Origin of the sequence: Streptomyces sp. NPDC127108 (genome assembly GCF_042677545.1) — a bacterium.
Classification (GTDB): domain Bacteria; phylum Actinomycetota; class Actinomycetes; order Streptomycetales; family Streptomycetaceae; genus Streptomyces.
Genome location: NZ_JBHXTE010000006.1, coordinates 196,457 through 208,904, shown reverse-complemented (window position 1 = coordinate 208,904; position 12,448 = coordinate 196,457). Strand labels below are relative to the sequence as shown.

Here is a 12,448-nt window from a genome sequence, read left to right as displayed (position 1 = left end):
GGCACAGCACATGGCGATCACGGTGGTCATCGCGGACGACCAGGACATGGTCCGCACCGGCTTCCGCATGATCCTGGAGAGCCAGCCCGACATCGAGGTGCTCGCCGACGTCACCGACGGCGAGGCCGCACTCGACGCCGTCACCCGCCACGACCCCGACGTGCTGCTCCTCGACATCCGCATGCCGCGCCTCGACGGCCTGGAGGTCACCCGCCGCCTGGCCGCCCGCCCCGGCGTGCGCCCCCGCATCGTCATCGTCACCACCTTCGACCTCGACGAGTACGTGCACGCGGCCCTCGGCGCCGGAGCCAGCGGCTTCCTGCTGAAGAACGCGAGCCCCGCCATGCTCGTGGAGGCCGTGCGCGCGGCGGCCGTCGGCGACGCGCTGGTCTCGCCCGCGATCACCGTACGACTCCTGCGGGAGCTGGCCGCAGCAGCCCCGGCCGCCACGGAGAGCCCCGGCGGCCCGGCCCTCCGCGCCCCCTCCGAACCCCTCACCCAGCGCGAGCAGGACGTCGTGCGCGCCCTCGCCCGCGGCCGCACCAACAACGAGATCGCCGCCGAACTCTTCGTCTCCCTGTCCACGGTCAAGTCCCACCTCGCGAACGTCCAGGCCAAGCTCGACGCCAGGAACCGCGTCGAGATCGCCGCCTGGGCCTGGGAGTCCGGCCTCGCCACCCGCACGCCGTGACCACCGCGATCCTCGACCGGTACGCGCGCCTGCTCGACCGGCACCCCGCCCGCCGCACCGCCGCCCGCCTGCTGCTCGCCGCCGTCCTCGTCCTGCTCGTCACCGTCGAGGGCCTGACCCTCGCCCGCCAGCCCACCGGGCCGCGCGCCGCCGTCTGGACGGCGGGCATCCTCTGCTGCCTGTGCGCCGTCCCCTGGGCCCGCCCCGCCCTTGCCCCCCGCGCCTGGCTCGCCGCCTGCGTGTCCTGGGCCGCGACCCTGTACGTGTTCGTCAGCGCCCGGCCGCAGATCGTCTGGGGCATGGGCGAGGCCATCGCGCTGCTCGTGCTGCTCACCGGCGTCCTGCTGCGGCTGCCCGCCCGCCGCGCCGCCGTGCTCGGGCCGCTCCTCGCGCTCGCCTGCGTGGCCGCGCCGGTGCGCGACGCCTCACCGGGCCGGTTCACGCTCCTGTTCTCCGCGCTGGCCGCCGTGGTGAGCGCCTTCTCACTGCTCCTACGCGCCCAGCAGGCGCAGCGCGTCCGCGACATCGAGGCCGTGCGCGCCGCCGAACGCCTCGAACTCGCCCGTGAACTCCACGATCTGGTCGCCCACCACGTCACCGGAATCGTCGTGCAGGCCCGCGCGGCGTCCTTCACCGAGGTCGGCGCCTCCGCCGCGACCAGCGCTTTCGTACGCATCGCGGACGCGGGCGACGAGGCGCTCGGCGCGATGCGGCGCCTGGTGCGGGTCCTGCGCGAGGGCGAGGCCCGCACGGTGCCCGTGGCCGGGCTCGCCGAACTGCGCGAGCTGTCCGAGACGTTCACCCGGACCGGCCCACCGGTCACCGTGCACGTGGAACCGGCGCTTCAGGAGCGGCTTCCGGCCGATCTCGCCGCCACCGCCCACCACATCGTCCGCGAGGCGCTGACGAACGTACGCAAACACGCCACCGGCGTCTCGGCGGTGCGCGTCGGCGTCCGCGTCGTCGAGGGCGGCGTGGAGGTGCGGGTGGCGGACGACGGGGGGCGGCGCGGGGCGGGGGGTTCGGGGGCGGGGGCCGGGGTGGCCGCGGGCGCGGTGCCCGGGGCGGGCCCGGGTGTGGGTTCCGGTGCGGGGGAACGGCACGGGGAGCGGGGCGGGTTCGGGCTCGTCGGCCTGGAGGAACGCGTGCGGGCCCTCGGCGGCACGCTGACGGCGGGGCCCGGCACGGAGGGCGGCTGGGAGGTGCGGGCGGTGCTGCCGTACGGGCAGGGGGCGGGCTAGCGGGGGGCGCGGGGCGGCGGGGGGCGGGTCAGGGGGAGCGGGCCGGTGGGGGAGCGGGCCGGGGGGAGCGGGTCGGCCGGGGAGCGGGGACGCGGGGGAGCGGAGGTCCGGGGACGTTAGTCCAACACCTCCGCCTCCTTTGTCCATGGGCGCCCTCGTCCCGTGCGGCGCATCGTGACCGTCACGAATTCACGTCACGCATTCACGTCACGGAACACGTCCCGCCACGCGTTCCGTCCCGTCACGAGTGCCGTCCCACGGAGGAGTGCGTTCATGCCGCCGACACAGACGTCCGGGTCCGGGTCCGGACCGAGCCGCAGGGCCGTGGTCGCCTCGGGAGCGATCGCAGGGATAGGGGCCGCCGTCGGAGTCGGCACCGGCTCCGCGCACGCGGCCCCGTCCGCCTCGTCCGCCGCCCGCGCGGCGGACGAGGCGATCCTGCGCTCGGCCGCCCTGGAGGTGCGCGTCGCCACCGGCTTCCCGCGCGTCGTGTCGTACACCGACCGCGAGAGCCGCGCCGTCCTGCACGGACAGCCGGACCCCGTCAGCACGCTCCTCATCGACGACAAGGAGCACACGCCGAAGGTCACCGCCGACGTGCGGGGCGACCGCGCCACGTACGTCCTCACCCTCGACGGCGGCACCCGCGTCGACGTGGAGATCGCGGTCAAGGGCCGCCAGGTGCACTGGCGCGTCACGAAGATCGCCGACACCGCCGCCCTGCGCGTCGGCACCCTGCGCGTCCCCGGCCTCGCCCTCCTCTCCGTCCGCAGCGACCAGCCCGGCGCCGCGCTGCTCGCCGCGAAGGTGCAGCTCGACAAGGCCAAGAGCGGCGACACCCTGGTCGAGCTCACGCCGGACACCCCGGCCGAAGCGGCCGCCGGCTGCGCGTACGCGGTGCTCGCCCACGACAAGCTGGGCGGCGCCGTCGAGACCAACACGGTCTACGACAAGCCCACCGCGGAGACCAACTGGGAGAACGGCCGCCTGTGGCGCCAGACCGTACGCAAGGACTCCCACGTCGAGGCCCGCCTCACCCCCGGCCAGTGGACGCACCGCGCCGCCACCTCCCCGGTCGGCGCCACCGAACCCCTGCCGTACGCGACCGTCGTCATCACCGGCGACCGCAACGGCGACGGCAAGGTCGACTGGCAGGACGCCGCCATCGCCTTCCGCGACATCATGGTGAACCCGCTCGGCGCCGACGAGCAGCACCTCCGCGTCGTCCCGCACATCCCCTTCAACTTCGCCTCGCAGGCCACCAACCCGTTCCTCACGACGCTCGACGACGTCAAGCGGATCCACCTGGCCACCGACGGGCTGCGCCAGTACACGCTCCTCAAGGGCTACCAGTCCGAGGGCCACGACTCCGCGCACCCCGACTACGCGGGCAACTACAACCAGCGCGCGGGCGGCCTCGCCGACCTCAACACCCTGGTCCGCGAGGGCTCGAAGTGGAACAGCGACTTCGGCGTCCACGTCAACGCGACCGAGTCCTACCCCGTCGCGAACGCCTTCTCCGACACGCTCGTCGACAAGAACAACGAGCAGTGGGACTGGCTCGACCAGAGCTACCGCATCGACCAGCGCCGCGACCTGGTCTCCGGCGACATCGTGCGCCGCTTCGCCGATCTGCGCCGCGACGCCCACCCGGCCCTGAACACCCTCTACATCGACGTGTTCCGCGAGTCCGGCTGGACCTCCGACCGCCTCCAGCGCACCTTCCGCGAGCAGGGCTGGCAGGTCACCAGCGAATGGGGCCACGGCTTCGAACGCTCGGCGCTGTGGTCGCACTGGGCCACCGAGACCGACTACGGCCCCGACACGTCGCGCGGCATCAACTCCCGCCTCATCCGCTTCATCCGGCACCACCAGAAGGACGTCTTCGCCGACAAGTGGCCCTCGCTGCTCGGCATCGCCCGCATGGGCAACTTCACCGGCTGGACCGGCAAGACCGACTGGACGAAGTTCTACGAGCTGATCTGGACGCACGCGCTGCCCGCCAAGTACCTCCAGGCGCAGCCCATCAAGACCTGGGGCGAGCACGAGATCACGTTCTTCGGCACCGGAGCCACCTCCGTGTCCGACGCCGACGGCGGCAGGCGGCGCATCACCACCGAAGGCCACCTCGTCTACGACGGCGGCAGCTATCTGCTGCCCTGGGAGCCGCGCCGGGCCACCGACCCCGCGAAGCTCTACCACTTCAACCCCGACGGCGGAAAGACCAGTTGGACGCTGCCCCGGGGCTGGGCGGGCGCCCGCAAGGTCGCCCTGTACCGCCTCACCGACCAGGGCCGCGTCTTCGTCGCCGACGTCCCCGTACGCGCCGGGAAGATCACCCTCGACGCCACCGCCAAGCAGCCCTACGTCGTCCACCGCACCCGCGCCCGCCGCGCCCCCGACCCCGACTGGGGCCAGGGCACCGCGCTGCGCGACCCCGGCTTCCACGCCGGTGACCTGGACGCCTGGCAGGTCAGCGGCCCCGCGTCGGTGGAGCGCAGCAAGCTCGGCGACCACGAACTCGTTCTCGCCGCGGGTGCCGCCGCCTCCGTCAGCCAGCGCCTGCGCCGCCTCAAGCCCGGCACCTATGTGGCGTCCGTGCAGGTCGAGGTGGGGGAGAAGGCCGGACAGCGGCGCCGTGCCGCCCTGGAGGTCCGCACCTCCGACGGCGTCACCGCCGCCAACTGGACGCACACCTCCACCGCGGGCAACTACGTCGCCGCCGACCGCAAGCACGGCACCCGCTTCCAGCGCCTGTTCACCCGCTTCACCGTCCCCGAGGGCGGCGGCCCGGTACGGCTCGCGCTGCGCGCCGTCGCCGGGGACGCCCGGGTGCGCTTCGACAACGTGCGCGTCGTCGCCGTCGGCGCGCCGCCCGCGCTCGGCCGTGGCGTCCTCGTCCGGGAGGACTTCGAGGACGTACCGCAGGGCTGGGGGCCCTTCGTGAAGGGCGACGCCGGGGGAGCCACCGACCCGCGCACCCACATCGCGCAGCGCCACGCCCCGTACACCCAGCGCGGCTGGAACGGCAAGGCCGTCGACGACGTCGTGGACGGCACCCAGTCCCTGAAGTCCCGCGGCGAGAACGACGGCCTCGTCTACCGGACGGTGCCGCACACGGTCCGCTTCGAGGGCGGCAAGCGCTACCGGGTGTCGTTCCGGTACGAGAACGAGAAGGCCGGGCAGTACGCGTGGGTGACCGCCGTGGACGAGCCCGACGCGCGGGAACTGTCCCGCGAGGCCCTGCCCGTGGCCACCGCCCCCACCACCCTGTCCTACGAGTTCGCCGCCCCGGCGGACGGCGAGGCCTGGGTCGGCCTGCGCAAGGTCGGCGACGACGGGAAGGCGGAGTTCGTCCTCGACACGTTCGAGGTGCGGGAGGCCTAGGCCCCGCAGGCCCGCCGGACAGGTCCTGACGCCTGTGCGGCGGGTCCTCGGGGTGGCTCCCGGGACGGCCGGGCCGCCCGGGGACGGTCCGGCGCGCAGGTCGCGCCGGGCCTTCCTCCCCGGCTCAGGCGGACGCGCGGAAGTCGTCCGCGTGGTCCTCGGCCCACCGCGCGAACGTCCGCGCCGGGCGGCCCGTGACGTCCGCCACCGTCGTCGTCACGTCCGGCTGCGTACCGACGCTGTCACCGAAGGACTTCAGCAGGGCCGGCAGCATCTCCGGCGCGACGTGCGGGAACATCTCCGCGGGCACCTCGTCCGGCGCTATCTCCTCGAAGCGGAGCTCCCGGCCGACCGCCCGGCCCAGCGCGTGGATCTGCTCCCGCGTGGTGATGCCCTCCGGGCCGGTCAGGGAGTACACGGCGTCGGTGTGCCCGGCGGGGTCCCGCAGCGCCACGGCGGCGACGGCCGCGATGTCGGCCTCGTGGACCGGCGCGGTCACGGCCTCGCCGAACGGCCCGCGGACCGTGTCGCCCGCGCGGACCTGCGGCGCCCACTGCAGCGAGTTGGTGCCGAACGCGCCGGGCCGCAGCGCCGTCCAGCCGAGCCCGCTCTCCCGCACGCGCCGCTCCAGCTCGGAGTGCACGACGTGGATGGGGTGCTCGGCGGCATCGTCGTGGTCGACGATGATCGACGACAGGACCACGACGTGCTTGACCCCGCCGTCCCGCGCGGCCGCGAGCAGCGCCGGGGTGCCCTCGCCGCCCGCCGCCAGATGCAGGAACAACGCCGTCGCACCCTCGAACTGCGCGGCCATGGCCGCGGGTTCACCCGGCCCCGCGAACCGCACCACCTCGGCCCCCTCCGGCAGCCGCGCGCGGGCCGGGTCCCGCGTCAGGGCGCGGACCGGCACCCGGTCGGCGGTGAGCTGGGAGACGAGAGCGCGGCCTACGTTGCCGGTGGCACCGGTCACGACGATCACGGGGTGCTCCTTGAGGTCGGGACGACGCCGGGCCGGGGACGCACGCCCCCGGCCCGGCTCTGATCACCACCGACCCTAGGCGGCGGCCCCGGTCCGCCGGATCCTCACCAGGAAGTAGATGACCCGCACACCCCTGGTCCGGCGGACCTAGGTCCTGAGACCGGGGCACGCCGCACCCGGACTCAGGCCCCCTCGGCGCTCCGGCGCACCCGCAACACCCGCTCCAGGTCGTCCAGTTGGTCCACGAGGCGGCGGCGCAGCGCGGGCAGCACATCGGTGCGCTCCAGGCACCGCGCGCCCAGGCGCAGCGTGTCCTCCTCGACGGCGAACCCCGGGAACGCGTACCGCCCCGCGGCCTCGGCGATGGCGGGCCCGCGACGCGCGGCGAGCGCCACCGCGTCCTCGAAGAAACGCGGCACATAGGTCCGTACGAGGGCCTCCTGCTCGGGCTGCCAGAAACCCTGGGCGGTGGCCGCGAACAGGTAGTTGGACAGCTCGTCGGACTCGAACATGGCCTCCCACGCCTGCTGCTTGGCCCCCGCGTCGGGCAGCGCGGCCCGGCAGCGCGCGGCACCCTCCTGGCCGGTCGCGCTCGGGTCCCGGCGCAGCTCCGCCGCGATCGCGGTCTCGTCGACCGCGCCGAGCGCGGCGAGCCGGTCCAGGATCTGCCAGCGCAGCTCCGGGTCCAGCTCGGGCCCGCCGGGCACCGCACCCTGCGACAGCCAGGTCGCAAGGGGCTCGGGCTGCGTCGCGGAGTCGATGACCCCCCGTACGGCGATGAGCCGCAGACCCGGCTGCGAACCGTCCTCCGTACGCCGGATCACGTCCTCGCACAGCGCGCCGATCGTGGCCAGGGCGGCGGTCCTGCCGTCGAGCGGCGTGTACCGGTCGGCGACGGCGAAACCGGCGAAGCCGAGGACGCCCGCGACGAGGGCGAGGTCGCTCTCCGCGGGCAGATGGGCGCGGGCCGCCTCCAGATAGGCGGCGGGCGCCAGCTCCCCGTCGCGCACCATGTCGCGCAGCGCGTTCCACAGCACCGCACGCGTCAGCGCGTCGGGAACACCGGAGAGCGACGCGAGGACCGTCTCCTGCGACACCCCGTCCAGGCGTACCTTGGCGTACGTCAGATCCTGGTCGTTGGGCACGACGAGCGCGGGCCGCCCGCCGTCGCGCGCCACGGGTCCCTCCTGCGACGGCACGTCCGTCTCGTACCGCTCGCGCAGGACCAGGGACCGCCCGTCGGACAGGTCCCTGTCGTACACGCCCACCACGACACGGTGCGGGCGGCTGCCCTCGCGGTCCAGGGCGAGGGTCCACTCACGGCCGCTGTGCGTGACGGTGGGCCGGAACGTGTCCACGCCCGTGGTCCGCAGCCACGCCTGCGCCCAGCCGTGCACGTCGCGGTCCGTCGCCGAGGCCAGGTTGTCGATGAAGTCGGCGAGCGTGGCGTTGGCGAACCTGTGCCGCGCGAAGTGCGCGTTGATGCCCGCCAGGAAGTCCTTCTCGCCGAGCCACGCCACGAGCTGCCGCAGCGCGCTCGCGCCCTTGGCGTAGGAGATGCCGTCGAAGTTCAGCATCGCCGACGCCGTGTCGGGGACCGCGTCCGGATCCGGCGCCACCGGATGCGTGGAGGGCCGCTGGTCCGCGTCGTAGCCCCCCGGCTTGCGGGCGACACCGAAGTCGACCCAGGTGTCGGCGAAGCGGGTGGCCTCGGTGAGGGTCTGGTAGCCCATGTACTCGGCGAAGGACTCGTTCAGCCAGATGTCGTCCCACCACGCGAGCGTCACCAGGTTCCCGAACCACATGTGCGCCATCTCGTGCGCGACGACCATGGCGCGGGTCTGGCGCTGGGTGTCGGTCACCGCCGACCGGAAGACGAACTCGTCCCTGAAGGTGACGAGGCCGGGGTTCTCCATGGCGCCCGCGTTGAACTCCGGGACGAACGCCTGGTCGTAGGAGTCGAAGGGATAGGGCTCGGTGAACTTCTCCTCGTACCGGTCGAAGCACGCCCGTGTGATGTCGAACAGCTCGTCGGCGTCGGCGTCCAGGTGCGGCGCCAGCGAACGACGGCAGTGGAGCCCGAAGGGCAGCCCCCGGTGCTCGGTGCGCACCGAGTGCCAGGGCCCGGCGGCGACCGCCACGAGATACGTCGAGAGCGGCGCCGTCGGCGCCGCCCGCCACTCGCCGCCGCCCACGTGCTCGGTGACGCCGTTGGCCAGGACCGTCCAGCCCTTGGGGGCCCGCACGCCGATCTCGAACACCGCCTTGAGATCGGGCTGGTCGAAGGCCGCGAACACCCGCTGCACGTCCTCCAAGAACAACTGCGTGTAGACGTACGTCTCACCGTCGCTCGGGTCCGTGAAGCGGTGCATGCCCTCGCCCGTACGGGAGTAGCGCATCGACGCGTCGACGCGCAGCTCGTGCTCGCCCGCGATGAGACCCCGCAGCGGCAGCCGGTTGTCGGCCAGGTCCGCGGGGTCGAGCGGGGCGCCGTCGAGCGTGACGGAACGCAAGCGGGCGGGCTTCAGCTCGACGAAGGTGTCCCCGTCCGCCGCGGCCGTGAACGTGATCACCGTGCGGGAGTCGAAGGTCTCCCCGCCGGTGGTGAGATCCAGGGCGATCTCGTACCCCCGGACGTCGAGGAGCTGGGCTCGGGTCTGCGCTTCGTCGCGCGTCAGTACGGGCATCTGGCCATGGTGCCCGATCGGGTGGGGCGACTGGCAGTGGGTGTCCCCGCGTACGGGGGACACCGGGCGCGGAGGGAACCTCAGCGGGCGCCGTCCGCGATGCTCTCGTGATGGCGGATGACCTCCGCGATGATGAAGTTCAGGAACTTCTCGGCGAACGCCGGATCCAGCTTGGCGTTCTCCGCCAGCTCCCGCAGCCGCGCGATCTGCCGGGCCTCCCGCGCCGGGTCGGCGGGCGGCAGCTGGTGGTTGGCCTTGAGATGGCCGACCTGCTGGGTGCACTTGAAGCGCTCGGCGAGCATGTGGACTACGGCCGCGTCGATGTTGTCGATGCTGTCGCGCAGCCGGGACAGCTCCGCGCGCACCGCGGGGTCCACCCCGTCCCCCGCACCCGTCCCGGCCGTGCCGCTGTCGTCACTGGTGTGGCGTGTGGTCATGGCAGCCGAGCCTACGTGCCCGCACCCGCGCCCCCCGAAGCGGCCGTGCCGTCGAAGGACGTGAGCGTCGGCGGCCGCTCCGGATCCGGCACCTGCTGCGACCAGCCACCCGGCACCGCCCGCCCCTGCTGCTCCCGGAAGCGCACCGGCGCCGTACCGACACGACGCGTGAACAGCCGCGAGAAGTACGCCGGATCGTCGTAGCCCACCCGCCGGGCCACCGCCGCCACCGGCAGCTCCGTCGCCGCGAGCAGCTCCTTGGCGCGGCCGAGCCGGATGCCGAGGAGATAGTCCTTGGGACTGCACCCCGCCCCCCGGCGCACCGCCGTCCGCAGCTCCGCGGGCGTCATGCCGTGCCGGGCCGCGTGCTCGGTCACCGAAAGGGCCTTGAACGCGTCCCTGGCCAGGGACTGAAGCACCGGGTCCCCGTCCGGCGCGATGTCGGCCCGGGCCCGGCGCAGCGCCACGAGCAGCTCGTGGACGGCGGCGCTCGTCTCGACCTCGAGCAGCGGATTGCCGCGGCGCGCGGCGCGGGCGATGCGCCCGACGACGCCGCGCGGTCCGTCCGGGTCGGCGAGCGGCACCACCGGCCGGTCCGGCTCGATGTAGCCCAGCTCGGTGTACGTCGTCGTGGCGGGCCCCGTGAAGTCCACGAAGCACTCGTCCCAGCCCGTCTCCGGATCGGCGCCGTAGTGGTGCGCGACGCCCGGCGACAGCCAGATCAACGCGGGCGCCGTGACCGGTCTGCGGCGCCCGTCCGGCGCCCGGAACCAGCCGCTGCCCGAACTGATCACCAGGGCCACGTGGTGGTCCAGGGTGCGGGGCCCCACGGCGGGCAGCGTGCCGTGCTGCAGGCCCACGCCCAGACACACCAGGCCGAGGCGGTGATGGACCGGGCTCGGCGTGAAATACCGCATCCAGGTGTGGTACATCCGCTGCTGCCCCTCTCGTCCCCGCGCCCGGCGCGCCCGGCGCACCCGCCGTCACCGGATCGCTGCGTCCAACCCGGCTCGATCTTTGTCCATGGACCGTGCCGCCCGCCAGAGGCAATCGTGGCCGCAGTAGTGATCGGGAGGGACACGATGGACGCCAGCCACCACGTGGCAGACGACGGCACCGGCACGCGCGGCGACAGCTTCCGGGTGGGCGCGGACGACTTCGAACTGGACGGAAGGCCGGTGCGGCTGCTCTCGGGCGCGCTGCACTACTTCCGCGTCCACGAGGACCAGTGGGGGCACCGGCTCGCGATGCTGCGGGCCATGGGCCTCAACTGCGTCGAGACGTACGTCCCCTGGAACCTGCACGAGCCACGCCCCGGCGAGCTCCACGACATCACGGCCCTCGGCCGCTTCCTCGACGCCGCCCACGCCGCGGGCCTGTGGGCGATCGTCCGCCCCGGCCCCTACATCTGCGCCGAATGGGACAACGGCGGCCTGCCGCACTGGCTGACCGCCGAGGTCGGCGGCCGCGTCCGCACCCGCGACGAGACCTACCTCGCGCACGTCGAGCGCTGGTTCGCCCGGCTGCTGCCCCAGGTCGTGTCCCGTCAACACGACCGCGGCGGGCCCGTCATCCTGGTGCAGGTCGAGAACGAGTACGGCAGCTACGGCTCCGACCAGGTCTATCTGCGCCGCCTCACCGACCTGCTTCGCACCCACGGCGTCACCGCGGAACTGTGCACCTCCGACGGCCCCGAGGACCACATGCTCACCGGCGGCAGCGTCCCCGGCGTCCTCGCCACCGTGAACTTCGGCTCCGCCGCCCGCGACGGCTTCGCCACCCTCCGCCGCCACCGCCCCAAGGGCCCCCTGATGTGCATGGAGTTCTGGTGCGGCTGGTTCGACCACTGGGGCGCCGAACCCGTCCTGCGCGACCCCGCCGACGCCGCGGCCGCCCTCCGCGACATCCTCGACCTCGGCGCCTCCGTCAACCTCTACATGGCCCACGGCGGCACCAACTTCGCCGGCCGGGCGGGCGCCAACCGGGCCGGCGGCACCCTCCACGACGGCCGCCTCCAGCCCGACGTCACGTCCTACGACTACGACGCCCCCATCGACGAACGCGGCCGCCCCACCGAGAAGTTCTGGCTCTTCCGCGAGATCCTCGCCGCCTACGCGGAGGACCCCCTGCCCGACCTGCCCCCGCCCCCCGCCACCCTCACCGCCCCCGCCACGGCCCGCCTCACCGACCCCGTGCCCCTCGACACCGTCGCCGACCACCTCGGCACCCCCGAGACCGAACACGCCGTGCCGCCCACCTTCGAGCAGCTCGGCGTCGACCGGGGCCTGGTCCGCTACACCCTCGACCTGCCCGGGCCCCGGCAGCCCTACCCCCTCGGCGTGCGCGGCCTGCGCGACCGCGCCGTCGTGCACATCGACGGAACCCGGGCCGGAGTCCTCACCGAGGAGACCCCCACCCTCCCCGAACCCGTCCCCGGCCCCGCCCGCGTGACCCTCTGGACCGAGTCCCTCGGCCGCGTCAACTACGGGCCCCGCCTCGGCGAGACCAAGGGCATCACCGGAGGTGTCCTGCACGAACGGCAGTACGTGCACGGGGTGCGGGCCGTGGGGCTGCCCCTCGGCGCCTTCGACGACGCCGACGCGGTACGCGCCCTGCCCGCCGACGTCGCGCCCGCGGGTCCGCCCGGGCTCTACCGCGGCGTCCTCGACGTGCGCGGCCCCGGCGACGCCGCCCTCGAACTCCCCGGCTGGGGGCGCGGCTTCGCCTGGATCAACGGCTTCTGCCTCGGCCGCTACTGGAACGTCGGGCCGCAGCTCGCCCTGTACGTGCCCGGGCCCGTGCTGCGGGAGGGAGCCAACGAGGTGTGGGTGCTCGAGGTCGAGGGGGAGGTGGGGGAGGGAGTGGTGCGGCTGGGCTGACCTGCGCGGGGCGCCCCGGTCCCACCCCTTCTCCGAACCCGGGGCTCCGCCCCGGACCCCGTATCGCCGCTCCGCGGCTCGTCCTCAAACGCCGGACGGGCTCTCTCCCACCCACCCGCCCGAACCTGCACCATCAGCCCAACAGCC

8 protein-coding genes are annotated in these 12,448 nt (G+C 74.1%); 4 read left to right on the top strand and 4 right to left on the bottom strand.

Annotated features, from left to right (window positions below; all coding sequences use genetic code 11):
- The first annotated feature begins 10 nt into the window (after positions 1-10).
- The 3 genes from ACFVHO_RS07405 to ACFVHO_RS07395 all read left to right on the top strand — a co-directional run bounded on the left by ACFVHO_RS07405 (position 11) and on the right by ACFVHO_RS07395 (position 5,319).
- Complete coding sequence (locus ACFVHO_RS07405) at positions 11-691, top strand: response regulator (protein ID WP_385711147.1); 681 nt, start codon at positions 11-13, stop codon at positions 689-691.
- Entirely contained in the window at positions 688-1,932 is a 1,245-nt protein-coding gene (locus ACFVHO_RS07400) for a sensor histidine kinase (protein ID WP_385711145.1), read from the top strand. Before ACFVHO_RS07405 ends, ACFVHO_RS07400 begins: the two co-directional genes overlap by 4 nt.
- Before the next feature lie 273 nt (positions 1,933-2,205).
- On the top strand, positions 2,206-5,319 hold the full coding sequence (locus ACFVHO_RS07395; RefSeq protein ID WP_385711143.1) for an endo-alpha-N-acetylgalactosaminidase family protein: 3,114 nt from the start codon (positions 2,206-2,208) through the stop codon (positions 5,317-5,319).
- A 124-nt stretch (positions 5,320-5,443) separates the two neighbouring features.
- Here ACFVHO_RS07395 and ACFVHO_RS07390 read toward each other — a convergent pair whose 3' ends face one another.
- The 4 genes from ACFVHO_RS07390 to ACFVHO_RS07375 form a co-directional block, all read right to left on the bottom strand.
- Positions 5,444-6,298 carry an NAD(P)H-binding protein gene (locus ACFVHO_RS07390; RefSeq protein WP_385711141.1) on the bottom strand — a complete coding sequence of 285 codons (855 nt, stop codon included), beginning with the start codon at positions 6,296-6,298 and terminating at the stop codon, positions 5,444-5,446.
- Positions 6,299-6,480: 182 nt separating this feature from the next.
- Positions 6,481-8,985, bottom strand: coding sequence for an aminopeptidase N (gene pepN / locus ACFVHO_RS07385; RefSeq protein ID WP_385711139.1), 2,505 nt, complete (start codon positions 8,983-8,985; stop codon positions 6,481-6,483).
- An 80-nt stretch (positions 8,986-9,065) separates the two neighbouring features.
- A complete protein-coding gene (locus ACFVHO_RS07380) occupies positions 9,066-9,422 on the bottom strand; it encodes a chorismate mutase (RefSeq protein ID WP_385711137.1) in 357 nt (118 codons plus the stop codon).
- Positions 9,423-9,433: 11 nt separating this feature from the next.
- Positions 9,434-10,354: a helix-turn-helix domain-containing protein gene (locus tag ACFVHO_RS07375; protein ID WP_385711135.1), complete on the bottom strand. Its 921-nt coding sequence runs from the start codon at positions 10,352-10,354 to the stop codon at positions 9,434-9,436.
- 150 nt (positions 10,355-10,504) lie between these two features.
- Between ACFVHO_RS07375 and ACFVHO_RS07370 the strand changes: the two genes are divergently transcribed.
- Positions 10,505-12,301, top strand: coding sequence for a beta-galactosidase family protein (locus ACFVHO_RS07370; protein WP_385711133.1), 1,797 nt, complete (start codon positions 10,505-10,507; stop codon positions 12,299-12,301).
- Positions 12,302-12,448: the final 147 nt, after the last annotated feature.

Coding starts and splice junctions, on each gene's coding strand:
- ACFVHO_RS07405 (WP_385711147.1), top strand. CDS start 11: ATGGCGATCACGGTGGTCATCGCGGACGACCAGGACATGGTCCGCACC.
- ACFVHO_RS07395 (WP_385711143.1), top strand. CDS start 2,206: ATGCCGCCGACACAGACGTCCGGGTCCGGGTCCGGACCGAGCCGCAGG.
- pepN (WP_385711139.1), bottom strand. CDS start 8,985: ATGCCCGTACTGACGCGCGACGAAGCGCAGACCCGAGCCCAGCTCCTC.
- ACFVHO_RS07380 (WP_385711137.1), bottom strand. CDS start 9,422: ATGACCACACGCCACACCAGTGACGACAGCGGCACGGCCGGGACGGGT.
- ACFVHO_RS07375 (WP_385711135.1), bottom strand. CDS start 10,354: ATGTACCACACCTGGATGCGGTATTTCACGCCGAGCCCGGTCCATCAC.
- ACFVHO_RS07370 (WP_385711133.1), top strand. CDS start 10,505: ATGGACGCCAGCCACCACGTGGCAGACGACGGCACCGGCACGCGCGGC.